Annotated in this window: 23 protein-coding genes; 7 read left to right on the top strand and 16 right to left on the bottom strand. The window is 66.6% G+C overall.

What is annotated here, in order from left to right:
• Nucleotide 1: 1 nt before the first annotated feature.
• The 10 genes from AC1M14_RS12920 to AC1M14_RS12875 all read right to left on the bottom strand — a co-directional run bounded on the left by AC1M14_RS12920 (nt 2) and on the right by AC1M14_RS12875 (nt 11,127).
• Complete coding sequence (locus AC1M14_RS12920) at nt 2-979, bottom strand: polysaccharide biosynthesis/export family protein (protein ID WP_479731731.1); 978 nt, start codon at nt 977-979, stop codon at nt 2-4.
• Between the two features lie 133 nt (nt 980-1,112).
• Nucleotides 1,113-2,219 carry a KpsE/RkpR family capsule polysaccharide export protein gene (locus AC1M14_RS12915; RefSeq protein WP_479731730.1) on the bottom strand — a complete coding sequence of 369 codons (1,107 nt, stop codon included), beginning with the start codon at nt 2,217-2,219 and terminating at the stop codon, nt 1,113-1,115.
• A 213-nt stretch (nt 2,220-2,432) separates the two neighbouring features.
• Nucleotides 2,433-4,028 carry an LTA synthase family protein gene (locus AC1M14_RS12910; RefSeq protein WP_479731729.1) on the bottom strand — a complete coding sequence of 532 codons (1,596 nt, stop codon included), beginning with the start codon at nt 4,026-4,028 and terminating at the stop codon, nt 2,433-2,435.
• On the bottom strand, nt 4,021-4,827 hold the full coding sequence (locus tag AC1M14_RS12905) for an SDR family NAD(P)-dependent oxidoreductase (protein WP_479731728.1): 807 nt from the start codon (nt 4,825-4,827) through the stop codon (nt 4,021-4,023). Before AC1M14_RS12905 ends, AC1M14_RS12910 begins: the two co-directional genes overlap by 8 nt.
• A complete protein-coding gene (locus tag AC1M14_RS12900) occupies nt 4,820-5,893 on the bottom strand; it encodes a phytanoyl-CoA dioxygenase family protein (protein WP_479731727.1) in 1,074 nt (357 codons plus the stop codon). The genes AC1M14_RS12905 and AC1M14_RS12900 overlap by 8 nt, the downstream gene beginning before the upstream one ends.
• A gap of 102 nt (nt 5,894-5,995) precedes the next feature.
• Entirely contained in the window at nt 5,996-6,496 is a 501-nt protein-coding gene (locus AC1M14_RS12895) for a Dps family protein (protein ID WP_102771297.1), read from the bottom strand.
• A gap of 117 nt (nt 6,497-6,613) precedes the next feature.
• Nucleotides 6,614-7,564, bottom strand: a complete 951-nt coding sequence (locus AC1M14_RS12890; RefSeq protein ID WP_102771298.1) for a LysR substrate-binding domain-containing protein — start codon at nt 7,562-7,564, stop codon at nt 6,614-6,616.
• 62 nt (nt 7,565-7,626) lie between these two features.
• A complete protein-coding gene (recG, locus tag AC1M14_RS12885) occupies nt 7,627-9,717 on the bottom strand; it encodes an ATP-dependent DNA helicase RecG (protein ID WP_479731726.1) in 2,091 nt (696 codons plus the stop codon).
• A 42-nt stretch (nt 9,718-9,759) separates the two neighbouring features.
• Entirely contained in the window at nt 9,760-10,146 is a 387-nt protein-coding gene (locus AC1M14_RS12880; RefSeq protein WP_102771300.1) for a Rid family detoxifying hydrolase, read from the bottom strand.
• A 45-nt stretch (nt 10,147-10,191) separates the two neighbouring features.
• Nucleotides 10,192-11,127: a LysR family transcriptional regulator gene (locus AC1M14_RS12875; protein WP_479731725.1), complete on the bottom strand. Its 936-nt coding sequence runs from the start codon at nt 11,125-11,127 to the stop codon at nt 10,192-10,194.
• A 99-nt stretch (nt 11,128-11,226) separates the two neighbouring features.
• Here AC1M14_RS12875 and AC1M14_RS12870 point away from each other — a divergent pair, with 99 nt between their 5' ends.
• The 3 genes from AC1M14_RS12870 to AC1M14_RS12860 are packed head-to-tail and all read left to right on the top strand — an operon-like array spanning nt 11,227 to nt 13,967.
• On the top strand, nt 11,227-12,588 hold the full coding sequence (locus AC1M14_RS12870) for an acyclic terpene utilization AtuA family protein (RefSeq protein WP_479731724.1): 1,362 nt from the start codon (nt 11,227-11,229) through the stop codon (nt 12,586-12,588).
• Nucleotides 12,585-12,968 carry an AtuA-related protein gene (locus AC1M14_RS12865; protein ID WP_111825063.1) on the top strand — a complete coding sequence of 128 codons (384 nt, stop codon included), beginning with the start codon at nt 12,585-12,587 and terminating at the stop codon, nt 12,966-12,968. The genes AC1M14_RS12870 and AC1M14_RS12865 overlap by 4 nt, the downstream gene beginning before the upstream one ends.
• Nucleotides 12,969-13,004: 36 nt before the next feature.
• Complete coding sequence (locus AC1M14_RS12860) at nt 13,005-13,967, top strand: Bug family tripartite tricarboxylate transporter substrate binding protein (RefSeq protein WP_111825062.1); 963 nt, start codon at nt 13,005-13,007, stop codon at nt 13,965-13,967.
• Nucleotides 13,968-14,123: 156 nt separating this feature from the next.
• On the opposite strand, the gene AC1M14_RS12855 is transcribed toward AC1M14_RS12860, so the two are convergent.
• The gene (locus AC1M14_RS12855) at nt 14,124-14,900 is read right to left on the bottom strand and encodes a ferredoxin--NADP reductase (RefSeq protein ID WP_102771304.1); all 777 of its coding nucleotides are present in this window, start codon (nt 14,898-14,900) and stop codon (nt 14,124-14,126) included.
• 338 nt (nt 14,901-15,238) lie between these two features.
• On the opposite strand from AC1M14_RS12855, the gene AC1M14_RS12850 reads away from it, so the two are divergent.
• The 3 genes from AC1M14_RS12850 (at nt 15,239) to AC1M14_RS12840 (ending at nt 18,884) form a co-directional block, all read left to right on the top strand.
• Nucleotides 15,239-16,282, top strand: a complete 1,044-nt coding sequence (locus AC1M14_RS12850; protein WP_111825061.1) for a Fe(3+) ABC transporter substrate-binding protein — start codon at nt 15,239-15,241, stop codon at nt 16,280-16,282.
• A 149-nt stretch (nt 16,283-16,431) separates the two neighbouring features.
• Nucleotides 16,432-18,102 carry an ABC transporter permease gene (locus AC1M14_RS12845; RefSeq protein ID WP_102771306.1) on the top strand — a complete coding sequence of 557 codons (1,671 nt, stop codon included), beginning with the start codon at nt 16,432-16,434 and terminating at the stop codon, nt 18,100-18,102.
• Nucleotides 18,103-18,107: 5 nt separating this feature from the next.
• Nucleotides 18,108-18,884: an ABC transporter ATP-binding protein gene (locus AC1M14_RS12840; protein WP_102771838.1), complete on the top strand. Its 777-nt coding sequence runs from the start codon at nt 18,108-18,110 to the stop codon at nt 18,882-18,884.
• A gap of 6 nt (nt 18,885-18,890) precedes the next feature.
• On the opposite strand, the gene AC1M14_RS12835 is transcribed toward AC1M14_RS12840, so the two are convergent.
• From AC1M14_RS12835 to AC1M14_RS12825, 3 genes are all read right to left on the bottom strand, one after another.
• Nucleotides 18,891-19,868, bottom strand: a complete 978-nt coding sequence (locus tag AC1M14_RS12835) for a Bug family tripartite tricarboxylate transporter substrate binding protein (RefSeq protein WP_479731723.1) — start codon at nt 19,866-19,868, stop codon at nt 18,891-18,893.
• Between the two features lie 62 nt (nt 19,869-19,930).
• On the bottom strand, nt 19,931-20,836 hold the full coding sequence (locus tag AC1M14_RS12830) for a pirin family protein (RefSeq protein ID WP_102771308.1): 906 nt from the start codon (nt 20,834-20,836) through the stop codon (nt 19,931-19,933).
• An 81-nt stretch (nt 20,837-20,917) separates the two neighbouring features.
• Entirely contained in the window at nt 20,918-21,616 is a 699-nt protein-coding gene (locus tag AC1M14_RS12825) for a pirin family protein (protein WP_479731722.1), read from the bottom strand.
• Nucleotides 21,617-21,786: 170 nt separating this feature from the next.
• Between AC1M14_RS12825 and AC1M14_RS12820 the strand changes: the two genes are divergently transcribed.
• A complete protein-coding gene (locus AC1M14_RS12820; RefSeq protein ID WP_102771839.1) occupies nt 21,787-22,701 on the top strand; it encodes a LysR family transcriptional regulator in 915 nt (304 codons plus the stop codon).
• A gap of 21 nt (nt 22,702-22,722) precedes the next feature.
• Here AC1M14_RS12820 and ntrC read toward each other — a convergent pair whose 3' ends face one another.
• Together ntrC and glnL are read right to left on the bottom strand one after the other, a co-directional pair.
• Nucleotides 22,723-24,216: a nitrogen regulation protein NR(I) gene (ntrC, locus tag AC1M14_RS12815; RefSeq protein ID WP_479731721.1), complete on the bottom strand. Its 1,494-nt coding sequence runs from the start codon at nt 24,214-24,216 to the stop codon at nt 22,723-22,725.
• Complete coding sequence (gene glnL / locus AC1M14_RS12810; RefSeq protein ID WP_102771311.1) at nt 24,216-25,280, bottom strand: nitrogen regulation protein NR(II); 1,065 nt, start codon at nt 25,278-25,280, stop codon at nt 24,216-24,218. The genes ntrC and glnL overlap by 1 nt, the downstream gene beginning before the upstream one ends.
• Nucleotides 25,281-25,302 lie beyond the last annotated feature (22 nt).

Raw genomic sequence — 25,302 nt, 5'->3', positions numbered from 1 at the left:
TTTAGAAATTCTCAATCGTTCGTCCGAGGACGAGTACCTGCACGATTGGCGAAATAATTTTTTGCCACTCGTATACGGCAGCGTTTGTCACATAAACCGCGTCTTCCGCCTGGACAAGAAATTGTCTGGCCAGAAACATGGATGCAGGTTCTTTTAGATTCAACCTAAAGACCTGCGCTACAGGTTTATCCTCGCCGTTCTGCTTGGCTAGTCGAAAAACGAATACTCCAGCAGCATCCGCTTTCACTTCATTAAGGCCCTTCACACTGCCTAACACCTCCAGCAAGCTCGGATTGTTGGACGGCAAGTCATGCAATCCCGGCTCGCCGACTGCCCCCATCGCAACGAATCGTTTACGTGCCCGTTCAAGGACAACCTCAGCTCCCGGCGACAAAACTTGATTATTTCCTGCAAGCAGATCTTCGTAGTTGAACTGATATGACTTCTTACCCGTGCGGACGATTACTCTAATAAGATGTGGCTCTAAGACCGGCCCCCCCGCTTGATTTATTGCGTCCAGCAGGGTCAATGGTCCTTGCAGGGCGGAAAATCGACCCGGTGCTTTTACAGCCCCAGCAACCAACACTGAGCCAGACAAATCCCCAGTAAGGGTTACCTGAACCTGCGCGTCACTCGTGATGCCTTTAAGCCTTTTCCGAATCAACGACTGCACATCGTCTGGAGTTTTTCCAGCCACATGTTCTCGACCGACGTAAGGCAGCGAGATAGTCCCCTTGCTGTCAATCCGAACATTTTCGAATACAGTCCCACCGGTGGCCAGCGGCGCAAAGACGGCTCCCTCAGTCGCCGAATCGGCGATCATAATTTTTAAAACGTCACCCGGGACTAGCTTGATGTCGGGCACTGTCGGCAAGGCCACAGTTCCGCTTGGCTCAGCCTCCGGCAATCTCATGTATGGACGAATCGTTTCCGCACTCAAATCTACCAATACGTAGTCTTGAGATTTTTCACTATTCATTACTGCGTACCGCGACGGGCCTGCCGAAGAAAGTAAGCTACCGCAACCGCTGAGTAGGAGCGGCAAGCATATCGCCGCAGCACGCAAACGTGACTGCCAAATTATTCTGTTCATGCTCAATATCACGGAAATTTTAGTCGCGATGATCCTCGATCGTTGCAATAACGAAACGAGCTATCCCATAAAAAAGCAGTAAGGCGAAGAATAAGGTAACGAGGTTGTATATTCTTTCCGGATGGTTGGCTCGGTCCGGCTTATTGGGAGAGACAACCGTGACGAGGCTCCGAAGTTTCTTGCTGGCCTCTATACGCGCTGATTCAACTGAACTCACGGCGAATTTGTATGCTTCTTCTGCAATAGCCGCGTCAATACTGAGATTACGGTAGCGCGAGGCTACCACGTTAAGCTTGTCGCCGTCCTTTTGAGAAACCAATCGCTGAATTTCAGATGCCAATTGCTGTTCCAGGGCACGGATCCGGTTCCTCTGCTGACGCACTTGGGGAGTATCGGCATTTAATGTGGCAGATAGTCCCTTCAGAGCGGTTCTTTCTTTAGTCAGGCTTGCCTCTAGCTCCGCAATGATTCCCGCCCTTGCTTTCGCAGCAGCTTCGGCATCAAGTAAATTGTTGGTACTTTGAAATGCCAACATATCTTCGCGCCGTTGCTCATACACTGCACGGGCCTTGGCTAGTTCGCCCTGTGCAAACGCCATTTGCTCCCGAGCCATGCGGTGCGATAACTCATTCACAAAGCGTTCGCTTTCTCCCAGCATTACCTTGAGAACATCCTCGGCAAAACTTGAATCAAACGCTTCGACGCTTACGGTTAATAGGCCCGTTTGCTCATCGAAATAGGCATTCACTATGCGGCGGTAATATTCCAGAACATCCTCTTGGGCAGCATCTTCAGCCAAAAAGAATAACGGATCGCGCCACCTGCCGGCGTAGTGAGAAGACCACTGCAACTTCTTTTGAAGTACATTCAACATATCTTGCGAAGTCAAAAATTCGCGAAGGTATAGAGTTTCTTCCCGGGAAGTCGGATTCAATCCGCTGAGCATCACTGCCAACCCGGGAATCTGAGGCGCTTCGTTGTTGCCAACTTGCCGCACAGCAACTTGGGCGGTGCTGACATAGCGGTCCAGGGCAAAGAAACTGTAGTAAAGAACAGCCACAATCATCGGAAGCCCGACAAGCCACAAAAATAGGCGTTTTGATTTTATTTTTTCGAAATTAATCATCTAGTCAGTTTTCAGAAATTCTACGAATTACGCCAATTGCTTCTTTGTTATTCTAAATGTATCCTGCATACTGTAACTTGTTCGTTGCGCGGGCATTGTACCGATATCTTTCAACTCAGCCGTTACGGGTACGCCCAGCGGAATTAAATAAATGAGTCTAAACATATTTGGTTGTAACTTTTCTTTGCTTGATAGCTGTAAAGGCCGTCTCCTTCAGCCCATCACCAAAGCCGCCCTGCGCAAGTAAGCTAACGCGATGTCGGCGATATGTCCCGACACCTCTTCCCCCCGCTTGCCCCCGCCGATTTGCCAGACGACGTAGCCTGTAGCCACCCCGAACACGCCAAGCGTTCGATACACCCCCGGCATGATCGGCACATGATCCCCAAAGATGCACAACGAAGCCGGCCTGCCCCGCCCCATCAGCACCTCCCTCACCCTCCCAAACATCGCATCCGCATTGCGCAGATGCCGCGCATAGGCCACCAGGTCCCGGCAACCGTCCGGCATCGGTCCCTTGAACACGTCCGCCACATCCGCCTCATCCACGCTCTCCCAATGCAGCGGTCCATGGTTCTCCATGGTGATCACGTGCAGATACAAGGGTTGGTCTGATTCTTGTTGCAGCATGTGAGCGATGTAATCGCCCAGCGCCCTGTCCCCCACGTAGGGGCCGTCCCGTCTGGCGTGCTGGAAGGCTTCGATGCCGATGAATTCGTCGAATCCCAGCAGCGGCAGGACCTTGTCCCTCCGGTAGAAGCTGCGGTGGTACGGATGGACGCAGACGGTGCGGTAGCCCAGCGACTTGAGGTATGACGCGATCGTCGGAAAGCCCTGGCCGGCCAGTCTGCGGTAGGGGTTGTATTGGTGGATGCCCAGTTCGTCCGGCCCCATGCCCGACAGGAAGGCGAATTCGGTGCGTACGGTGTTGGCGCCCCAGGCCGGGACTTTCAATTGGCCGTGGGCGATGGCTTCGGATTTGAGCTGGTCGAAGTTGGCCAGGATGTCTTCGCGCAGGATCTGGGGATAGGCGCGGCGGGCGTCGAAGAAGGACTCGCTCTGGATGACGACGAGGTCGGGCAGCGGGTCCGGCAGGGCGTCCGGGGGTTTGGCGTTGGCGAACGGGGCGCGGCTGCGCAGGTCTGCGTTGGGCTGGCGTTCGGCGCGGCCGTAGGCCCAGAGGGCCGCGATCAGGCCCAGGCGCCGCAGGTCGTTGCAGGCGTCGAAGCTGACGGAGTTGCGCCTGCCGGCAAGCATGGCCAGGGCCAGGCCGGCGATGGCCAGCGCGGCGGTGTGAGCGAAGAACGGGATGAGCGGCGCGGTGGGATCGAACAGGTGTTCCTGGGGCAGTTCAACGAACGATACCAGCCACAGGCCGGCGCCCGCGGTGACGGAGTCTTCCAGCGCCAGTCCGGCCCACAGGGCGGCGCCGTACCCTCCTCCGGCGGCCAACGCCCGCGCCAGGCCGAAGAACGGCAAATACAGGCGGGGATGCTTGATGGCGTCGGTGAAGTATTCGAAGTCGGGGTAGACGAAGGGTTCGCGCAGCGCGTGGTATTTGGCGTTGTTGACCAGGACGATGAGGAGCTGGATGGCCAGGACGTTGGCGACGGCGAAGTACGGGCGCCGGAACAGGGCGAGTTCGAGCGCGAAGGCCAGGGTCCAGACGCCGAGGTGCGCGCCCAGCGCGGCCGCGGGCCGGCGCCACGGGGCGACGGGGCGCGGCACGAGCAGAGTTTCGATGGCCCAGGTGAGCGCCAGTCCTATCAGGTAAGGCGGCAGCAGCGGGATCCAGAAGGCTTCAATCACCGTAGCCCAGCCTTTTCAGTATCCAGCCGGATACCGCGGGGTGGATGACGGAGAGCAGGAAGCATCCCAGGTTCAGCGGGAAGGGAAAGCTGATGCGGGCGCGGTTGGCCTGCAGGCCGCGGCGGATGACGCGGGCGGCTTTGTCGGCTTTCCAGAGGAAAGGCTTGGGGCCCGGCATGTCGAAGCACATCTGGGATTCGACGTACCCGGGCATGACGACGTTGAAGCGGATGCCCTCGGCGTCCAGGGCGTCGCGCATGGCTTCGCCGTAGGCTTTGACGGCGGCTTTGCTGGCGCTGTAGCTGGGGGTTTCGGGCAGGCCGCGCCAGGCCGCCAGCGAGCTGATGAGGGCGATCTGGCCGTGGCCGCGCCTGCGCATGGCGGGCAGCGCGCCGTGCACGGTGGCGAATACGGCTTTGACGTTGACGTCGAGCAGGCGGTGCACGTCGCGCCATTGTTCGCCTTGCTGCTGCGGGCCGGTGTTGATGTTGACGCCGGCGTTGGCGATGACGAGTTCGGGCATTTCGGCTTCGCACACGTCGGCCAGCCAGGCCATCAGCGCGTCATGGTCGCGCACGTCGAGTTCGTGGGTCAGGACGCGCGCGCCCAGCGCCTGGCAGGCGGCGCGCAGTTCCTGCAGGCGGTCGGCGTTGCGCCCCTGCAGGATCAGGGTCTTGGCGCCGGCGGCGGCGTATTCGAGCGCCAGGGCGCCGCCTATGCCGCCGGTGGCGCCGGTGATCAGGACGCAGCGGGGGAAACCGGGTTCGCGGGTTTCGGCACGGGGGTGGACGCTATTCATGGCCAGTATCGGTAGGCGCGACGCGGCGCCACGGGTTGCGGCGCAGGCCCAGGGCTTCGCCCAGGTCGCGGGCGCGCCAGTAGAGCGGCACGGTCCTGCCCTTCAGGCCGGGCAGGCCCTGGAGGTCCCAGCCGGTCCAGGGCAGGAAGGGGTTGCGGCGGCCGTAGCCCCAGATTTCGATGCGGGTGGACGGATGGCGGCTTGCGCCGCGGGCGTGGAAGCCGGAGGTGTCGGCGACCACCAGGGTGTTTTTCTTGACGGCGAAGGCCCGCGGCTCGGGGTAGCCCATGCGGCGCAGCGCGGTGCGCGAGACGCGCAGCGAGCCGCGTGCGCTCATGCGGTCGAGCGTGCAGGCGTCGATGGACTGGCGGCGCAGCCAGGCGAGCCTGCGGCGGTTGATGCGGTGCGAGCCGGGCACGTAGACGAAAGGCCCCTCTTCCGCGCCCACGTCGTTCAGGAACAGCCAGGCTTTCACGGTGGGATGGAAGGTGTCGGAATGCAGCTGCAGCTGCGGGTCCGCAGGCGCCGGGCGCGCGTGCGCCAGGATGGTCTGCAGGTAGTTCATGGGATGGCAGCGGAACGACCCGGCATAGCTGAGCAGCCCCAGCCATTGTTCGCCTTGCAGCAGCTGGCGCGTGGCCGGCATGTGTTTGAGCGCGCCGGCGTCCAGCGACATGCGGCGGGTGATGGCGTCGCCCTGCTCCATTTCGCGCACCTGGCCGGCGGCGCTGGCCAGTTCCCGTTCGACGGCGGCCAGCGTGGCCGCGGGCAGGAAATCGGGCTTGAGGATGAAGCCGTCGCGGTCGAAGTCGTTGCGGTCCTGTTCGTCCAGCAGGTGGGCCAGGCGTTTACGGCGACTGTCGGCCAGCCGCTGCGCCAGCCGCACGCGGGCGATGTGCAGGCCGGCGCGGTTCAGCCTGCGGCTGCCGAGGATGGGATTGTCTTTGAAGGATTTGGCTTCGGTCGCCAGCGCCAGCACCCACACCGGCGCGCAGAGCCAGCGCAGCCAGTGCGCGGCGGATGGGAAGGTGGCAGAACGTGGCGTCTGGGGCGTTTTCTTTGGCACGTCGCATAGACATGGCCGCCTCTCGGCGGCCATTGTCGGGGTTCACAAAGATCCGGCCGTCGGTAAGGACGGCCGGCCATTGTAAGCGAATCGCACTAAATTTTATTGAAGCAGGCTGCGCAGCATCCATGCGTTCTTTTCATGCACGTCCAGGCGCTGGGTCAGCAGGTCGGCCGTGGGCTGGTCGTTGGCGGCGTCGGCCTTCTCGAAGGCGGCGCGCGCGGTCTTGGCGACGGATTCGTTGGCGGTGACCAGCAGGCGCACCATTTCCAGGGCCTCGGGCACGGCGTCCGGCTCGGAGATGGACGAGAGCTTGCTGAATTCGCGGTAGGTGCCGGGCGCGTAGTGGCCCAGTGCGCGGATGCGTTCGGCGATGCTGTCGAGCGCGTTCCACTCTTCGGTGTACTGGGTCATGAACATCAGGTGCAGCGTGTTGAACATGGGTCCCGTGACGTTCCAGTGGAAGTTGTGCGTCATCAGGTACAGCGTGTACGAGTCGGCCAGCAGTTTGGACAGTTCGCCTGCGACGGCGGCGCGGTCCTTGTCCGAGATACCGATGTTGATGCGCGGAACGCTGGAGGTCTTCTTGGGGGACTTGGCCATTGCTAACTCCTGTTGGTGAAATTGCAAAACAAGAATACCACTGCGGGGATGATGATTTGCGGCAAAGTTGAGCGCCGGCGCCGTCAGGCGCGGCAGGTGTTGACGATGCGCAAGCGATCAGTCCTGCATCGCCGCGACTTCGTCGGTCAGCATCCGGACGCCGGGCAGTTCGCAGGCGTAGACGGCCTGCGCCAGCGCCTCGATGGCGGCCAGCCTGGGGAAGCTGCGGCGCCAGGCCAGCACGATGCGGCGCTCGGGCACCTGGCCTTCGAACGGCAGGTAGCGCAAGAGGCTGTTGGCCGGCGGCTGCTCGGGCACGGCGGTCACGGGCAGGACGGTGACGCCGATGCCGGCGGCCACCATGTGGCGGATGGTTTCGAGGGAGGAGCCTTCGAAGGTGCGCTGGATTCCGTCGCTGGCGGCGGAGAAGCGCGAGAGTTCGGGGCAGACTTCCAGCACCTGGTCGCGGAAGCAGTGGCCGCTGCCCAGCAGCAGCATGGTCTGCTGCTTGAGGTCCTGCGCGTCGATGGCCTTGCGCCGCGCCAGTTCGTGGTCGTTGGGCACGGCCACGACAAAGGGTTCGTCGTACAGGGGCTGCATGACGAGGCCGGCTTCGGGTAGCGGCAAGGCCATGATGGCACAGTCGATTTCACCCTGGCGCAGCAGTTCGACCAGCCGCACGGTGAAGTTCTCCTGCAGCAGCAGCGGCATCTGCGGGGTGCGCGCGATCTGCACCGGCACCAGCCTGGGCAGCAGGTACGGGCCGATGGTGTGGATGACGCCGACCCGCAGCGGGCCGGCCAGCGGGTCGTGGCCCTGGCGTGCGATTTCCTTGATGCTGGCGCTCTCTTCCAGCACTTTCTGCGCCTGGGCGACGATGCGCTGGCCGATGGGCGTGACGCCGACTTCGGCGCCGCCGCGTTCGAAGAGCGTGACGCCCAGTTCGTCTTCGAGCTTGCGGATCGCGACCGAGAGCGTGGGCTGGCTGACGAAACAGGCCTCGGCCGCGCGGCCGAAGTGGCGCTCGCGCGCGACGGCGACGATGTATTTGAGTTCGGTGAGAGTCATGGTGGACTACGCCCCCGCGGGTTGTGCGCCGGCGGCAGCGCCGGCGGTCGGTAGGTAATGGTTCATGTGCGCAGGAAATCCTCGCGCCCGCGCATCCAGCGCGCCAGATGGGCCTCGACGGCCTCGGGGTGTTCGGCGCGCAGCCATACGGCGGCGTCGCGCGCATCCTCGGCGATGGCGGCGTCGGTTTCCAGGTCGGCGAAGCGCAACAGCGCCATGCCGGACTGGCGCGTGCCCAGGAATTCGCCCGGGCCGCGCTGTTCCAGGTCGCGCCGCGCGATTTCGAAGCCGTCGGAGGTTTCGAACATGGCGCGCAGGCGTTCGCGCGCGACCTGCGACAGCGGGGTCTGGTAGAGCAGCACGCAGACCGATTCGGCGGTGCCGCGCCCTACCCGGCCGCGCAGCTGGTGCAGCTGGGCCAGGCCGAAGCGCTCGGCGTGCTCGATGACCATGAGGGAGGCGTTGGGCACGTCGACGCCGACTTCGATGACGGTGGTGGCCACCAGCAGGTCGATGTCGCCGTCGCGGAACGCCTGCATGACAGCGGCTTTTTCGGCTTGCGGCAGGCGGCCGTGCACCAGCCCGATGCGCAGGTCCGGCAGGTCGGCGCGCATGCCTTCGTAGGTGTCGACGGCGGTTTGCAGCTCCAGCGCCTCGCTTTCCTCGACCAGCGGGCAGACCCAGTAGGCCTGCTGGCCGCCGCGCGCGGCCTGGGCGATATGGGCGATGACTTCTTCGCGGCGCGCGTCCGAGACCAGCTTGGTCAGGACCGGCGTGCGCCCCGGCGGCAGTTCGTCGATGACGGACACGTCCAGGTCGGCGAAGAACGTCATGGCCAGCGTGCGGGGTATGGGCGTGGCGCTCATGTTGAGTTGATGCGGCACGATGCGCCCGCGCACGGTTTCGCCCTTGCGGGTGAGCGCCAGGCGCTGGCCGACGCCGAAGCGGTGCTGTTCGTCGACGATGGACAGGCCCAGGCGGTGGAATTCGACATGGTCCTGGATCAGGGCCTGCGTGCCGACCACCAGTTGCACGCTGCCGTCGGCGGCGGCGGCCGCGGCTTCGCGGCGCGCCTTGGCGGTGAGGCTGCCGCTGAGCCAGGCGACGTTGACGCCCAGCGGCTGCAGCCAGGACACCAGCTTGCGGAAGTGCTGTTCGGCCAGGATTTCGGTGGGCGCCATCAGCGCAACCTGGGCCCCGCCGGCGATGGCCTGGGCGGCGGCGATGGCCGCCACCACGGTCTTGCCGCTGCCCACGTCGCCCTGCAGCAGGCGGTGCATGGGGTAAGGCTTGGCCAGGTCGGCCGAGATTTCCTGGACCACGCGCTGCTGCGCGCCGGTGAGCTTGAACGGCAGCGCTTCGTACAGGCGCGCGACCAGGCCGCCGGGCTCGTTGCGCACCGGCAGCGCCTCGGCTTCCTTGACGCGGCGCGCGGCGCGCGCGGCCGCCAGCGAGAGCTGCTGGGCCAGCAGTTCGTCGAACTTGATGCGCCGCCAGGCCGGATGCACGCGGTCCAGCAGCGCGGCCTCGGATTCTCCCTGGGCGGGCGTGTGCAAGGCGCGGATGGCGGGCTCGAAAGGCGGCAGGTCGTAGCGGGCGCGGGCGGCTTCGGGCAAGGTGTCCGACAGGTCGGCGCGGTCCAGCGCCTGCGCGATGGCGCGGCGCAGCGTCAGTTGCGGCAGCCCTTCGGTGCTGGGATAGACGGGGGTCAGCGCGGTGGGCAGCGGCGCGTCGGCGCTGGTCATGCGCGGGTGGATCATCTCGCGGCCGAACAGGCCGCCGCGGACTTCGCCGCGCGCGCGCAGGCGCTTACCCACGGTGACTTGTTTCTGCTGGCTGGGATAGAAGTTCAGCCAGCGCAATTGGAGTTCGCCGCTCTCGTCGGCCAGGGTGGCGGTGAGCTGGCGCCGAGGGCGGTACAGCACCTCGGATTTGGTGATCTCGCCTTCGACCTGGGCCGGAAAGCCGGGCCTGAGCGTGGAGATGGGGACGACGCGGGTTTCGTCTTCGTAGCGCAGCGGCAGGTGCAGCACGAAGTCCTCGGGCAGCACCAGGCCCAGGTTACGGAGCTTGCGCTCCGTATCCGTCATGGCCTTGCCGGCGCCTTGGGTGTCGGCGCCGGATCGCTTGGAGGCTGCTGCCGCGGCCGGCATGAAGAAATAGACCCCCTGGGTGCGAAACGTCCCGGGCGGGTCCTACAGGACCAGGATGGCTTCGACCTCGAACTGCGCGCCCTTGGGCAGGCTGGCCACGCCGATGGTGGAGCGCGCCGGGAACGGCTGCGGAATGATCTCGGCCATGATGGCGTTGGCGGCGGTGAACTTGCCCAGGTCGGTCAGGAACAGCGTGAGCTTGACGACGTTGTCGAGCGTGCCGCCGGCCGCCTTGATGACTTCCTGCATGTTGGCGAAGGCCTGGCGCACCTGGGCGTCGAAGTTCTCGGAGACGAGGTCGCCGGTGCCGGGTTCGAGGCCGATCTGGCCCGAGAGGTAGACAGTCTTGGTGCCGCTTGCGGCAACCGCTTGCGAGTAAGGGCCGACCGCGGCGGGCGCGGTGTCCGTATGGATGATTTGCTTGCTCATGGGCGGAATCCTTGGGTGACGGATAGAAGCTACAACTATCGAAGTTTAAACAGCAATAGACATTCGCGAAAGTGGCGGAATGCCCGGTCCCTGATCGATATCTCCCCTGTGCTCGCGCAGCAGGTCGTACAGCGCCTGCGCGGCCACCGACAGCGTGCGGCCCTTGCGCCGCACCAGGTAGAGCGGCCGGGTCAGCGCCTTGCCGGCCAGCGGCACGATGCGCAGGTCCGGGCCGCCGAAATGGAACAGCGTCATGGCGGGCACCACCGAAATGCCCAGGCCGGCCCGCACCAGGCCGGTGGCGGTGGCCAGGTGTTCGACCTCGAAGACCGGCGCCGGCGCGTCGGCGCCGAAGGCCTGGTCCAGATGCTTGCGCACGCTGCTGCCGCGCGCCAGGTGGATCAAAGGATAGCGCAGGATGTCGCGCAGCCGGACGGCGCCGGCCTGCGCCAGTGGATGGTCGGCGCGGCACACCAGGTAGTAGCGGTCGGCGTGCAGGAATTCGCTGTCCAGGTCGGCCATGTCGGGGCGGCGCGAGGCCACGGCGAAATCCACCTGCCCGCCCTGCACCATGTCCAGGCACGGGTCGAGCAGCGCATCGCGCAGGTCCACCACGATGCCGGGATGGGCCTCGCGAAAGCGCGCCAGCAGCCCGGGCAGCCAGCCCGCGGCCAGCGAGGGCAAGGCCGCCAGGGCCACGCGCCCGCGGCGCCGCGCGGCGTGGTCACGCAGGTCGTCCATCACCAGTTCCATGTCGGCCAGCAGCCGCCGCGCGGTGGCGTCGAGGATGCGCCCTTCGGCGGTGAGTTCGACGTTGCGGGTGTCGCGGTCGAACAGGCGCAGGCCGGCGCTGTCTTCCAGCTGCCGGATCAGCGCGCTGAAGGCCGGCTGCGTCAGATGGCAGCGCTGCGCCGCGCGGGTGAAGTGCTTTTCTTCGGCCAGGGCCACGAAGGCGCGCAGCTGGCGGGCAGATAGATTCATGGCTTTTCTTTATGAATTGATCTGATCTTTCTATTTTACTGATTAGCTGGCGCTGCCTATAGTGGCCGCATACAGTGATTTCACCAGGCGGTTTTCTCCATGCCTTCAAGCTCTCCCCTGCTCATCGGCTGCGCGTCCGGGTTCTCCGGCGACCGCAGCGACGGCGCCGCGGCCGTGGTGCGCACGCTGGCCGCCCGCGGCGGCGGCGTGCTGATCTTCGAGACCCTGGCCGAGCGCACGCTGGCGTTGGCGCAGCTGGCCCGCAACGACGACCCGGAACGCGGCTACGAGCCGCTGCTGGACGAACTGGTCGGGCCGGTGCTGGGCGACTGCCTGCGCCACGGCATCAGCATCGTGGGCAATTTCGGCGCGGCCAATCCGGCCGGCGCGGCGCGCCGCATCGCCGCGCTGGCCAGCGAGCAAGGCCTGCCGGCGCCGCGCATCGCGGTGGTGCATGGCGACGCGCTCACCAGCGCCGCGCAGCGCGATGCCCTGCGCCAGCGCCTGGGCGCGGCGCTGGACGGGCTGGACGTGGTCAGCGCCAATGCCTATCTGGGCGCGACCGAGATCGCCGAGGCGCTGACCGCGGGCGCGCAGGTGGTGGTGGCCGGCCGCGTGTCCGACCCGTCGCTGACGCTGGGACCGGCGCTGGCCCATTTCGGCTGGCGGCTGGATGACTGGCCGCGCCTGGGCCGCGCCACCATGGCCGGCCATATGCTGGAATGCGGCCTGCAGGTGACGGGCGGCTATTTCTGCGTGCCGGGCCTGAAGGACGTGCCCGACGTGCACGCCGCCGGTTTCCCGATAGCCGAGATCCATGCCGACGGCGAGTTCACGATCGGCAAGGCCGACGCCACCGGCGGCATGGTGGATGCGCGCACGGTCAAGGAACAGCTGCTGTACGAAGTCCACGACCCGGCGCGCTATCTGACGCCGGACGTGGTGGCCGATCTGAGCCAGGCTACGGTGGAGGAACTGGGCGGCGACCGCGTGGCGGTGCGCGGCATTACCGGCCATGCACGGCCCGACGAACTGAAGGTGAACGTCTGCTACCGCGGCGGCTGGCTGGCCGAGGCCGAGATTTCGTACGCGGGCGTGCAGGCCGAGGCCCGTGCGCGGCTGGCCGCGGACATCGTGCGCAAGCGCGTCGATCCGGCGCTGCGGCTGCGCGCCGACCTGATCGGCGCCATCAGCATCCTGGGCGACGACGCCGGCGAGATGCGCCGCGCCCTGCCCGAGGGGCATGCGCGCGACGTGCGCCTGCGCATCGCCACCGAACACCTGGACCGCAAGCTGGCCGAGAGCGTGCTGCGCGAGGTCAACGCGCTCTATACCTGCGGCCCGGCCGGCGGCGGCGGCGTGCGCACTGCGCTGCGTCCGCGGCTGAACATGCTGTCCTGCACCCTGCCCCGCGCCGCCGTGCCCAGCGGCTGGTCTTTTCTCGAGGAGGCCGCGCAATGAGCCCCGAGCTGGTTTCCGTGCCCCTGTACCGCCTGGCGCACAGCCGTTCCGGCGACAAGGGCGATATCTCCAATCTCAGCCTGATCGCCTGGGACCCCGAATGCTATGAGGTGCTGGCCGCCCAGGTCAGCGAGGCCCGGGTCGCGGCCTGGTTCGGCTACCGGCGCCCGAAGCGGGTGACCCGCTACCTGCTGCCCACGCTGCACGCCATGAATCTGGTGCTCGAAGGCGTGCTGGACGGCGGAGTCAACGACGCACTGAATCTCGACACGCACGGCAAAAGCCTGTCGTTCCGTTTGCTGGACATGGCGGTGGACGTCAGCCCCGAGCTGGCCAGCCGGCTGCCCGACATCCCCGGCGACCGCCCAGCGGCCGCCTGATTGCAGTCCTTATAAGAAACACCACAGGAGACACCTATGCGCATTGCTTTCAAGGGCCGCCTGGCCCTGCTGCTGGCCGCCGCCCTGCCGTTGCCGGCCCTGGCCCAGTTCCCGGCCAAGCCCATCACCTTCATCGTGCCGTTCGCGGCCGGCAGCGCCACCGACCAGATCGGCCGCGCCATCGGCCAGGGCGTCACCGAACAGACCGGCCAGGCCGTCGTCATCGAGAACAAGCCGGGCGCCAGCGCCATGATAGGCGCGGCCGCCGGCGCGCGCGCCACGCCCGACGGCTATACGGTGCTGATCACCACCAACACCACCCATGCCGCCAACGAGCACCTGTACAAGAGCCTGACCTACGATCCGGTCAAGGACTACGCGCCGCTGACCCTGCTGGGCAAGGGCGGCCAGATCATGGTGGTCAACCCCGCCTCCCCGGCCAAGACGGTGGGCGAGTTCCTGGCGCAGGCCAAGAAGCAGCCCGGCAAGCTGAGCTTCGGCAGCGGCAGTTCCAGCAGCCGCATCGCCGGCGAGCTGCTGCAGCAGATGGCCGGCATCCAGCTGCTGCACGTCCCGTACAAGAGCAATCCGCTGGCGGTCACCGACCTGCTGGGCGGCCAGATCGACATGATGATCACCGACACCGCCACCGGCCTGCCCCAGGTGAAGTCGGGCAAGCTGCGCGCGCTGGGCGTGACCGGCACGGCGCGCTCCGCCCTGGCGCCCGACGTGCCCACCATCGCCGAAGCGGGCGTGCCGGGTTACGAGATGGGTTACTGGTTCGCGGCCTACGCGCCGGCCGGCACGCCGCCGGACGTGGTCAAGCGCCTGAATGAATTGCTGGTGAAGGCCACCCAGAGCGCGGCCGCCAAGCAGTTCTATACCCAGACCGGGACCGATCCCGCCACGTCGACGCCGGCGGAACTGGCGCAGTTCCAGCAGGGCGAGTCGAAGAAGTGGGGGGAGATTATCAAGAAGGCGGGGATACAGCCGGAATAAGGAAACGGGTCCATGTTTCTCGTAGGATGGGTATAGCGCGAGAGAGATTTCACAAGAACTCGAATATCAAGCGCGCGAAACCCATCATTACCCAACAAAAAACCCATCGCCATATACGCGATGGGTTTTTGTTTTCTTCCGGACAAGCGCAGCGGCTTATTTGTCCACGAACGCCCGTTCGACGACGTAGTCCCCCGGCTGGCCCACGCCCGGCGAGACGACGAAGCCGCGCTTGTCCAGCATGGCGCTGATGTCGGCCAGCATATGCGGGCTGCCGCAGATCATGGCGCGGTCGGTTTCGGGATTGATCTGGGGAATGCCGATGTCCTCGCAGAGCTTGCCGCTTTCCATGAGCTCGGTAATGCGGCCCTGGTTGCGGAACGGCTCGCGCGTGACGGTCGGGTAATAGACCAGCTTTTCGCGCACCACGTCGCCGAAGAATTCGTTGTTCGGCAGTTCGCGCTCGATGAAGTCGGCGTAGGCCAGTTCGCTGACCCAGCGCACGCCGTGCACCAGGATGACCTTGTCGAAGCGTTCGTAGACGTCCGGGTCCTTGATGATGCTCATGAAGGGCGCCAGGCCGGTGCCGGTGCCGAACAGGAACAGGTGCTTGCCGGGCTTGAGGTCGTCGACCACCAGCGTGCCCACCGGCTTGCGGCTGACCAGGATGGTGTCGCCCTCTTTCAGGTGCTGCAGGCGCGAGGTGAGTGGGCCGTTCTGCACCTTGATGCTGAGGAATTCGAGGTTTTCTTCGTAGTTGGCGCTGGCGATGCTATAGGCCCGCAGCAGCGGCTTGCCTTCGACTTCGAGGCCGATCATCACGAAGTGGCCGTTGTGGAACCGCAAGGCCGCGTCACGCGTCGTGGTGAAGGAAAACAGGGTGTCGTTCCAGTGGTGCACGCTCAGTACGCGCTCAGTATTGAAAGCAGCCATGTCGCATCTAGTTAGGGGCGGACGGCCCCCGGGCGTTGGGCCCGGCTTGCGCCGCGGGGTCAGGTCCCTACCGCACAAAAGACGCGGCAGGCATTAGGGTTGACCCTATTCTACAGGGTCTCGATGATAATTGCTCTCATTATTCCGTAATACCCTTATGCCGTCTTGATGGGGATCAAAGGATCGGCGCGTCCACTGACAGATAGTTGAATGACGCAAAGCTTCCTGGTATCGTCGCCTTCCAATTTGATAATCATTTTCGTTAGCAGACCGTTTTTGAGCAGCAGCAAGACGCCCGGCGCGGCTTGCTGCCGCAGCCCTAGCCGGAGCCCCTCCTCATGATCAAGCGTCCCCAATTGAATTCGCTGCTGCGCGCCCTGGCGCTGGCCGGCGCAGCCGCCTTCACCGTGTCGGCCAACGCCGCCGAGGAAGTCAGCCTCTACACCACCCGCGAGCCCAAGCTGATCCAGCCGCTGCTCGACGCCTTCACGAAGGAAAGCGGCATCAAGGTCAACACCGTGTTCGTCAAGGACGGCCTGCTCGAGCGCGTCAAGGCCGAGGGCGCCAAGTCGCCGGCCGACGTGCTCATGACCGTGGACATCGGCAACCTGCTGGACCTCGTGGACGGCGGCGTGACCCAGTCGATCAAGTCGCAGACTCTGGAATCGGTGATTCCCGCCAACCTGCGCGGCGCCGACGGCAAGTGGTATGCGCTGTCGCTGCGCGACCGCGTTCTGTACGTGGAAAAGGACCTGAAGCTGGAGAGCTTCCGCTACGAAGACCTGGCCGACCCGAAGTGGAAGGGCAAGGTCTGCATCCGCTCGGGCCAGCATCCCTACAACACCGCGCTGGTCGCCTCCATGATCGCGCATGACGGCGCCGAGGCCACCGAGAAGTGGCTGCGCGGCGTCAAGGCCAACCTGGCCCGCAAGGCCGCCGGTGGCGACCGCGACGTGGCGCGCGACATCCTGGGCGGCATCTGCGACATCGGCCTGGCCAACGCCTACTACGTGGGCCACATGAAGAACGCGCAGCCCGGCACCGACGCGCGCAAGTGGGGCGACGCCATCAAGGTCGTGCGCCCCACCTTCGCCAACGCCAAGAGCGGCGGCACCCACGTGAACGTCAGCGGCGCGGCCGTGGCGGCGCACGCGCCCAACAAGGCCAACGCGATCAAGCTGCTGGACTTCCTGGTTTCCGAACCGGCCCAGGCCCTGTACGCACAGGCCAACTACGAGTATCCCGTCCGCAAGGGCGTGAAGCTGGACCCCGTCGTCGCCAGCTTCGGCGAACTGAAGGTGGACCCGCTGCCGCTGACCGAGATCGCCAAGCACCGCAAGCAGGCCAGCGAACTGGTGGACAAGGTCGGTTTCGACAACTGATAAGCTCCCGGCGTGCCGCGCCATGCCGCGCGGCCGCGCCTTGGGGCAGTAACAGGCGCGCGGACGTATTTTGCCGGTCCGCGCGCAGGGCCTGCTCCCCTCTTTCGCGGGGGAGCAGGCCTTGCCTTTGATGCCATCGACTTTGAAGCATGCACACAGAATCTTTGCCCCGGCCGCTGCGTCTGCGCTGGACTGAACGCGGGGCCGGCTGGCTGGCCGGCGCCGCCCTGATCGCGCTGGCCGTGCTTGCGCCCGTCCTGACGCTGGGCTGGTGGGCGCTGGGCGGCGAACTGGCCCACTGGCAGCACCTCGCCCACTATGTATTGCCGCAGGCGCTGGCCAATACCGCCATGCTGCTGGCCGGCGTGGGCGTGGTGGTCACGCTGCTGGGCACGGGCGCCGCCTGGCTGGTGACGGCCTATGAGTTCCCCACCCGCCGGGTGCTGACCTGGGCGCTGCTGCTGCCGCTGGCGGTGCCCACCTACATCATCGCCTTCGCCTATCTGGACCTGCTGCATCCGATCGGCCCCATCCAAAGCGCGATCCGCGCGCTGCTGGGCTACGACAGCCCGCGCCAGTTCCGCCTGCCCGACCTGCGCTCGATCTACGGCGCGATCTTCGTGCTGGGCTTCGTGCTGTATCCCTATGTCTATCTGAGCACCCGCGTCATGTTCATGACGCAGGCCGCCAGCCTGCTGGAAGCCGCCCGCACGCTGGGCGCTGGCCGCGTGGCGGTGTTCTGCCGCGTGGCCCTGCCGCTGGCCCGCCCCGCCATCGTGGTGGGCGTGAGCCTGGCGCTCCTGGAAACCCTGAACGATATCGGCGCCTCGGAATTCCTGGGCGTGCAGACGCTGACGGTATCGGTCTACACCACCTGGGTGACGCGTTCCGACCTGGCCGGCGCGGCCCAGATCGCGCTGACCATGCTGGCGATCGTGATCGGCCTGATCCTGCTGGAGCGCCACGGGCGCAAGCGCCAGCGCTACGCCAATACCCAGCGCATGCGCCCGATGCAGCCGCGCCGGCTGCGCGGCACGGCTGCCGCGGCCGCGGTGGCGCTGGGCTGGATTCCGGTGCTGACCGGCTTCGTCGCTCCGGCGCTGTACCTGGTGGTGGAAACCTACAAGCGCCTGCATCTGGTGGGCGGCGTGTCGGACCAGTTGCTCAGGGGCTTGAGCAATACGCTGATCGTGGCCTTCAGCGCCACGCTGGTGACGCTGCTGTGCGGGCTGGTGGTGGCCTGGGCCGGGCGCACGCTGCGCGAAAGCTCGGGCTTCAATCCGGGCCGCGCCTGTGCCCGCATCGCCAGCCTGGGCTACGCGGTGCCCGGCACCGTGCTGGCCATCGGCCTGCTCACGCCGTTCGTGTGGATCGACACCGCGGTCGCCAAGGTGTTCGGCACCGGCGGCCTGTTCCTGATGGGCTCGATGGGCGCGCTGGTGTGCGCCTACGCCATCCGCTTCCTGGCCATCTCCACCGGGGCGCTGGAAGCCGGCCTGGCGCGCATTCCACCTTCGCTCGAACAGGCTTCGCGCCTGCTGGGCGAAAGCTCGGCCGGCACGCTGCGCCGCGTGCACCTGCCGCTGTTGCGCCCGGCGCTGGCCGCCAGCGCGCTGCTGGTGTTCGTGGACGCCATGAAGGAGCTGCCGGCCACGCTGCTGCTGCGCCCGATGAATTTCGACACGCTGGCCACCTGGCTTTATGCGGAAGCCGCCCGCGGCACGTACGAGGAAGGCGCCGTGGCGGCGCTGGCCATCGTGCTGGCCGGCCTATTTCCCGTCATTCTGCTGGCGCGGACCAATCTGAAAATGGGACATTGATCATCGTGCCCGATCTGTTAGAACTCGATCACCTTTCCCTGGCCTACGACACGCCCGCCGGCCTCAAGCCCGTGGTGCAGGACCTGACGCTGGGGCTGCCCGTGGGCCATATCGGCTGCCTGCTGGGCGAATCCGGCTGCGGCAAGACCACCGTGCTGCGCGCCATCGCCGGCTTCGAGCCGGTGCGCGCCGGCCGCATCCTGCTCGACGGCGCCGTGATCTCCTCGCCCGCCGTGCAGGTGGCGCCCGAGCTGCGCCGCGTCGGCATGATGTTCCAGGACTACGCCCTCTTCCCGCACCTGACGGTGGCGCTGAACGTGGCCTTCGGGCTGCGCAAGCTGGCGCGCGCCGAGCGCGCCCGCCGCGTCGAGGAAATGCTGGAACTGGTGGGCCTGGCGCATGCGGCCAACAGTTACCCGCACGAGATTTCGGGCGGGCAGCAGCAGCGCGTGGCCCTGGCGCGCGCGCTGGCGCCCTCGCCCGACCTGCTGCTGCTGGACGAACCGTTCTCCAACCTGGACGTGGACACGCGCGAGCGGCTGGCCTTCGAGGTCCGCGACATCCTCAAGAGCACCGGCCACACCGCCATCCTGGTCACGCACAACCAGGCCGAGGCCTTCGCCATCGCCGACCGCATCGGCGTCATGGCCAAGGGCTGCGTGGCGCAGTGGGACACGCCCTACAACCTGCACCACCATCCCGCCAACGACTTCGTGCGCGATTTCATTCGCCGCGAGGCGCTGGAAGAGCGGCGCGAGCAGGCCTACGCCCGGGGCCGCTGATTTCCCTCAGTCCGCCGACAGCTTGACCTTCTGCGACAAGGCCTTGAAGGCCTCGTGCTGGCTGCGGGTCAGGCGCTCGACCTCTTCGGGCGTGGAGCCGTAGGGCATGAAGCCGGCCTGCTCCAGCTTGTTCTTGACCTCGGGCAGCGCCAGCGCCCACTGGAACGCCTCGCTCAGCGCGCGGGTCGCCTCGGGCGGCATTTTCGCCGGGCCATAGACGGCGAACCACGGGTCCACCACCGCGGCCTCATAGCCCAGCTCGGCCAGCGTCGGCACCTCGGGCAGCGCGGGCGCGCGCTTGCTGCCGGTGACCGCCAGGGCCCGCACCTTGTCTGCCTTGATGTGCGGCAGCGAGGCCGGCAGGTTGTCGAACATCACCGGCAGGTGTCCGCCCAGCAGATCGTTCAGGCCCGGGGCGCTGCCCTTGTACGGCACGTGCTGCATGCCGGCGCCGGTGAGCTGGTCGAACATGACGCCGGCCAGGTGCATGGAGGTGCCGGTTCCCGGCGTGCCGTAGGACGTGCCCGGGTGCTGCTTGGCGTAGGCCACCAAGTCCTTGACGCTGCCGACCTTCAGGGCCGGGCCGGTTTCCAGCACCACGGTGGACGCGCCCAGCATGCTGACGCCGGTGAAGTCCTTGGTGGGATCGAACGGCATCGACGGATAGACGAAGGGATTGAGCGCGTTGGTCGAGATCGCGCCGAAGCCTATGGTGTAGCCGTCGGGCGCGGCCTTGGCCACGGCGTCCATGCCGATGTTGCCGCCCGCGCCCGGACGGTTCTCGATGATGACGGGCTGGCCCAGTTTTTCGGCCACTTTCTGGCCGGCCGTGCGCGCCACCAGGTCGGTGGTGCCGCCGGCGGTGTACGGAACGATGAAGGTGATCGGCTTGGCCGGATAGCCGGCGGCGAGCGCCGCCGAGGCGCCGTGGATCAGCGCCAGCGCGGCCAGGCCGCGCAGCGCGTTGACGGTGTAGCGATGCATGGTGTCTCCATCCCGGATTGTTGTTGAGTCGGGACGGGCATCATACCGCCGCGCCGGGCCGTTCAGGCGCGCGGCGCGGGCAGCGGGATGTACTCGGTTTCGTCGCCGGGCACCACCTGGTCGAAGCGGTTGCGCTGCCAGTCCTGCTTGGCCTGTTCGATGCGGTCCTTGCTGCTGGAGACGAAGTTCCACCAGACGAAGCGCGGGCCGTCCAGCGGCTCGCCGCCGAGCAGCGCGAAGCGCGCGGCGGTCTTCGCGCGGATCTGCACCGGCCGGCCCGGCGCGAAGACGATGAGACGCCCGCCTTCGAATTCCTGGCCGTCGACTTCCACGTTGCCTTGCGACACATAGGCCGCGCGCTCTTCATGCTCGGCCGGCAGCACCACGGTGGCGCCGGCCTGCAGCTGCAGGTCGCCGTAGAACAGCGGCGACAGCGTCTTGACGCCCGAAGTCTTGCCGAACAGCGAGCCGGCCACGACCTGGGCGCGCACGCCCTCGCCTTCGACCACCGGCTGCACGTCCAGCCCGTAGTGCGTAAAGCCGGGATCGGTTTCCTCGTGGGCCTTGGGCAGGCCGACCCAGATCTGCAGGCCACAGAGCTTCTGCGACGACTGCCGGCTTTCGGGCGAGGAACGCTCGGAATGCACGATCCCGCGGCCCGCGGTCATCCAGTTGACCTCGCCGGGCAGGATGGTCTTGACGCTGCCCACGCCGTCGCGGTGCACCATCGACCCCTCGTACAGATAGGTCACGGTGGACAGGCCGATGTGCGGGTGCGGGCGCACGTCTATGCCGGAACCCGGGGCGAATTCGATCGGGCCCATGTGGTCCAGGAACACGAACGGGCCGACGGCGCGGCGCTGCGCCGAGGGGATGGCGCGCCGCACAGAAAACCCGCCCAGGTCGCTGGTGCGCGGGACGACCACGGTTTCGATGGCGCTATCGCCTGCTTCGGACAAGGTGGACATGATGAGACTCTCCGGGTGTGGAAGTTGGGGCCTGCGGCCATCTTAAAGCCTGCCGGGCGCGGGATCGCGCCCGGCTTGGCCTCATGCCAGGTCGAACACCAGCACTTCGGCGTTCTTGCCGCCGCTCAGTTCGACGCGATCGGCGTCGGTGATGGCGGCCGCGTCGCCGGCCGCCAGCTCGACGCCGTTGACCACGATGCCGCCGCGCGCCACGTGCACCCAGGCGCGCCGGCCGGCGGCCAGTTCCAGCGTGGCCGATTCGGCGCCGTCGAACAGGCCGGCGTAGAGCCGCGCGTCCTGGTGGATCTTCATCGAGCCGTCGACGCCGTCGGCCGACACCAGGGCTTGCAGGCGGCCGCGCTTTTGCGCATCGCTGAACTCGCGCTCTTCGTACTCGGGCGCGATGCCGGCGACGTCGGGCTCGATCCAGATCTGCAGCATGTGCGTCTGCGTGTCGGGCGACGGGTTGAACTCCGAATGCATCACGCCGCGTCCGGCGCTCATGCGCTGCACGTTGCCGGGCAGGATGGTCGAGCCGCTGCCCATGCTGTCCTTGTGCGCGATCGCGCCATCCAGCACGTAGGTGATGATTTCCATGTCCCGGTGCCCGTGCGTGCCGAAGCCGCGGCCGGCGGCGATGCGGTCGTCGTTGATCACGCGCAGCGCGCCGAAACCCATATGGGCCGGGTCGTAGTAGTTGGCGAATGAAAAGGTATGGAACGAATCCAGCCAGCCGTGGTTGGCATGGCCTCGTTCGGCGGCGCGGCGTACGGTAAGCATTGCGGACTCCTTATTTCAATAATGTGAATGGTATTGCTGCCCAGCGCCTCGTTTCGTGCCTGGATGCCTGGGCTGCAACACCGGCATGAGTGATATTGTGCGCTCGCCGGCGGCCAGATTCAGCGTTATATTTTGACGGAATCATTCAAATAAATTGAATATAATTGGCCATGCAACCGATCACCCCTGAACTCCTGATCCTGGTCGACGCGATCGCCCGCCACGGCAGCTTCGCCAAGGCCGCCCGCGAACTGGGCAAAGTGCCTTCGGCCGTCACCTATTCCATCCGCAAGCTGGAGGACGGGCTGGACGTGCTGCTGTTCGACCGTTCCGGCCACCGCGCGCTGCTGACGCCGGCCGGCGAGACGCTGCTGCGCGACGGCCGCCACGTGCTGCAGTCGCTCGACGACCTGGCCTGCCGCGTCAAGCGCATCGCCACGGGCTGGGAGGTGGAGTTGCGCATCGCCGTCAGCGCGGTGCTGCCCTGGCGTCCGCTATACGACCTGATCGAGGAATTCCAGGCGCTGGAAAGCGCCACCACGCTGCGCTTTTCCAGCGAAGTGCTGAGCGGCGCGTGGGACGCGCTGACCGGGGGCCGCGCCGACCTGGCGATAGGCGCCGGCGCGGCCGGCGAACCCACCGGCCCGTATCGCTCGCAGGCCATGGGCCAGATGCAGTTCGCGTTCTGCGTGGCCGCGCATCATCCGCTGGCGAGTCTGCCGCAGCCGCTGTCGCGCGCCGACGTCACGCGCTATTGCGCGGTGGTGGTGGCCGACACCTCGCGCAACCTGCCGCCGCAGACCCGCGGCATCCTGGCCGAGCAGCCCACGCTGGTGATGCCCACGATGCAGGCCAAGATAGACGCCCAGGTGCGCGGCCTGGGCTGCGGTTATCTGCCGCTGACGCTGGCCGCGCCGTACCTGGCGCAAGGCGTGCTGGTGGCGTGCGAAACCGACGAAGGCATGTCGCCGACGGAACACCTGGCCTACGCCTGGCGCGCCGAGGCGCCGGGCGAGGCCTTGAAATGGTGGCTGCAGAAGCTGAAATCCCCGCGGCTGTGCGAAAGCCTGCTGGGCCTGGGCTGAGGCGTCCGCTCGTGGGCGGGCTTATTCGTCCTCGATGCCCAGGTCGCGCAGCTTGCGGGTGATGGTGTTGCGGCCTATGCCCAGGCGCGAGGCGGCCTCGACCCGGCGGCCGCGGCTGGCGTCCAGCGCGCTTTGCAGCAGGATCTTCTCGAACTGGCGGGTCAGCGTGGCCATGACCGCGGGTTCGCCGCGCTCGAGCCGGTATTGCGCGTCGCGCAGCAGCGAGTCCTGCCAGTTGCGCGCCGCGGCCTCGTCCTCGGCCGGCGCAGGCGCGGCCAGCACGGTGCAGCCGCCGGCCACGGGCGCGGCCGGGCGCGCCGCGGGGCTGGCGTAAGGCGGGTGCTCCATGGCGCGGATCTCCGGCGGCAGGTCGGCCGGCTCCACCGTCTGGCCCGGCGCCATCACCGTCAGCCAGTGGCAGAAGTTCTCCAGCTGGCGCACGTTGCCGGGAAAGTCGAACTTGGTCAGCACCGCCAGCGCCTCGGGCGTCAGGCGCTTGACCGGCACGCCCAGCGCGCGGGCGCTGGCGCTCAGGAAGTGGGCGGCCAGGGCCGGAATGTCCTCGGTCCGTTCGCGCAGCGGCGGCAGCCGCAGCCGGATCACGTTCAGGCGGTGGAACAGGTCTTCGCGGAACAGGCCCTGCTCGACCCGCTGCTCCAGCGGCTGGTGGGTGGCGGCCACGATGCGCACGTCGACCCGCACCGGCTGCGCGCCGCCCACGCGGTAGAAGCTCCCTTCGGCCAGCACGCGCAGCAGGCGCGTCTGCAGCTCGATCGGCATGTCGCCGATTTCGTCCAGGAACAGGGTGCCGCCGTGCGCTTCCTCGAAGCGGCCGCGGCGCAGGCTGCTGGCACCGGTGAAGGCGCCGCGCTCGTGGCCGAACAGTTCGGCTTCGAGCAGATCGCGCGGAATCGCGGCCGCGTTCAGCGCCACGAAGGGACCGCCGGCCCGCACGCCGTGCCCGTGCAGCGCGCGCGCCACCAGTTCCTTGCCGGTGCCGGATTCGCCGGTGATCAGCACCGTGACCTTGGACTGCGCCAGCCGGCCGATGGCGCGGAACACTTCCTGCATGGCGGTGGACGAGGACTGCGTCATCATCCAGCGTTCGTTGTTCTGGGCCGATTCGCCCTGCCCTTCGGCGCTTTCGGGCTGCGCCGATTCCTGCACGGCGCGCTGGATCAGCGCCACCGCCTCGTTCACGTCGAACGGCTTGGCCAGGTAATCGAAGGCGCCGCCCTGGAAGGCGGATACCGTGCTGTCCAGGTCGGCGAACGCGGTCATCACGATGACCGGCAGGCCGGCGTGGCGCTCCTTGAGCTGGCGCAGCAGTTCCAGGCCGTTGCCGCCGGGCATGCGGATATCGGACACCAGCGCGGCCGGCGTGTCGCGCGACAGCGCCTCCAGCACGTCGGAAGCCTGCGAGAAGCTGCGCGTGGGCACGCCGGCTCGGGCCAGGGCTTTTTCCAGGACCCAGCGGATGGCCTGGTCATCGTCGACGATCCATACGGGTTTCATCAGTGTGCGGGCTCCATCGGAAGAACCAGGCGAAACTCGGTGCGCCCGGGTCGGGATTCGAATTCGATGATGCCGCCGTGCTGCTGCACGAAATCCTGGGCCAGGCTCAGGCCCAGCCCGGTGCCGCCGGCGCGCGCCGTCACCAGCGGATGGAAGATGCGGTCTCGGATATGGTCCGGCACGCCCGGACCGTTGTCGATGATGGACAGCTCCAGCGCCAGGCGGTGCTGCCTGTGCGCCAGCATGACCTGCCGCGCCACGCGGGTGCGCAGCGTGACCACTCCGGGTTCGGTGTGCGGGCCCGCGGGCCGCGCGACCAGTTCCTGCGCGGCGTTGCGCGCCACGTTCAGGACGGCCTGCATCAGTCGGGCGGCATCGCCCTTCAGGTCGGGCATCGACGCGTCATAGTCGCGCAGCAGCGTGACCTCGTTGCGGAACTCGGCCTGGATCAGTGCGCAGACGCGCTCGCAGATCTCGTGGATGTTCACCGGCCGCGCATTCAGCGGCACCCGCTGCGGGCCGCTCAGGCGGTCCACCAGCGCCTGCAGGCGGTCGGCTTCGGAAATGATGACCTGGGTATATTCGGCCAGCGCCGCGCTGGGCAGCTCGGCCTCCAGCAGTTGCGCGGCGCCGCGCAGCCCGCCCAGGGGATTCTTGACTTCATGCGCCAGGTTGCGCAGCAGTTCGCGGTGCGCTTCGATTTCGTCGACCAGGCGGTGGTTGCGGTCGGCCAGCACGCGCTGCTCGATTTCGCGGGTTTCTATCAGCACGGGCCAGCGCTGGCCCGTCAGCCCGACGGTGGTCACCGAGACCTCGACGGATTCCGCGGCGCGGCGCAGGCTGCCCAGCTGCCTGACGTCGCCGTAACGGCCGGCGGCGGCGCGGTCGATGGAGGACTGTATGTTTTCCGGACTGTCGAACAGCGTGGCGGCGGAGTGCCCGCACAGCTGTTTGCGCGAGCGGCCGAACAAATCCTCGGCGGCCGCATTGGCGTATTCGATATGGCCGCGTTCGTTGACCAGGAAAACGGACGTCGCCAGCAGATCGAGAGCTTCTACATTCATTTTCTACATACCCGAATGTGAG

Source organism: Achromobacter sp. SX5, from assembly GCF_056711425.1.
The sequence above is the reverse complement of the archived record's forward strand: the minus strand, read 5'-3'. Positions and strand labels throughout refer to the sequence as shown.

Bases quoted from the DNA above. Each gene is read 5' to 3' on its own strand.
- AC1M14_RS12920 (WP_479731731.1), bottom strand. From the start codon at position 979: ATGAATAGTGAAAAATCTCAAGACTACGTATTGGTAGATTTGAGTGCG.
- AC1M14_RS12915 (WP_479731730.1), bottom strand. From the start codon at position 2,219: ATGATTAATTTCGAAAAAATAAAATCAAAACGCCTATTTTTGTGGCTT.
- AC1M14_RS12905 (WP_479731728.1), bottom strand. From the start codon at position 4,827: ATGAATAGCGTCCACCCCCGTGCCGAAACCCGCGAACCCGGTTTCCCC.
- AC1M14_RS12895 (WP_102771297.1), bottom strand. From the start codon at position 6,496: ATGGCCAAGTCCCCCAAGAAGACCTCCAGCGTTCCGCGCATCAACATC.
- AC1M14_RS12890 (WP_102771298.1), bottom strand. From the start codon at position 7,564: ATGACTCTCACCGAACTCAAATACATCGTCGCCGTCGCGCGCGAGCGC.
- recG (WP_479731726.1), bottom strand. From the start codon at position 9,717: ATGCCGGCCGCGGCAGCAGCCTCCAAGCGATCCGGCGCCGACACCCAA.
- AC1M14_RS12880 (WP_102771300.1), bottom strand. From the start codon at position 10,146: ATGAGCAAGCAAATCATCCATACGGACACCGCGCCCGCCGCGGTCGGC.
- AC1M14_RS12875 (WP_479731725.1), bottom strand. From the start codon at position 11,127: ATGAATCTATCTGCCCGCCAGCTGCGCGCCTTCGTGGCCCTGGCCGAA.
- AC1M14_RS12870 (WP_479731724.1), top strand. From the start codon at position 11,227: ATGCCTTCAAGCTCTCCCCTGCTCATCGGCTGCGCGTCCGGGTTCTCC.
- AC1M14_RS12865 (WP_111825063.1), top strand. From the start codon at position 12,585: ATGAGCCCCGAGCTGGTTTCCGTGCCCCTGTACCGCCTGGCGCACAGC.
- AC1M14_RS12860 (WP_111825062.1), top strand. From the start codon at position 13,005: ATGCGCATTGCTTTCAAGGGCCGCCTGGCCCTGCTGCTGGCCGCCGCC.
- AC1M14_RS12855 (WP_102771304.1), bottom strand. From the start codon at position 14,900: ATGGCTGCTTTCAATACTGAGCGCGTACTGAGCGTGCACCACTGGAAC.
- AC1M14_RS12850 (WP_111825061.1), top strand. From the start codon at position 15,239: ATGATCAAGCGTCCCCAATTGAATTCGCTGCTGCGCGCCCTGGCGCTG.
- AC1M14_RS12845 (WP_102771306.1), top strand. From the start codon at position 16,432: ATGCACACAGAATCTTTGCCCCGGCCGCTGCGTCTGCGCTGGACTGAA.
- AC1M14_RS12835 (WP_479731723.1), bottom strand. From the start codon at position 19,868: ATGCATCGCTACACCGTCAACGCGCTGCGCGGCCTGGCCGCGCTGGCG.
- AC1M14_RS12830 (WP_102771308.1), bottom strand. From the start codon at position 20,836: ATGTCCACCTTGTCCGAAGCAGGCGATAGCGCCATCGAAACCGTGGTC.
- AC1M14_RS12825 (WP_479731722.1), bottom strand. From the start codon at position 21,616: ATGCTTACCGTACGCCGCGCCGCCGAACGAGGCCATGCCAACCACGGC.
- AC1M14_RS12820 (WP_102771839.1), top strand. From the start codon at position 21,787: ATGCAACCGATCACCCCTGAACTCCTGATCCTGGTCGACGCGATCGCC.
- ntrC (WP_479731721.1), bottom strand. From the start codon at position 24,216: ATGAAACCCGTATGGATCGTCGACGATGACCAGGCCATCCGCTGGGTC.
- glnL (WP_102771311.1), bottom strand. From the start codon at position 25,280: ATGAATGTAGAAGCTCTCGATCTGCTGGCGACGTCCGTTTTCCTGGTC.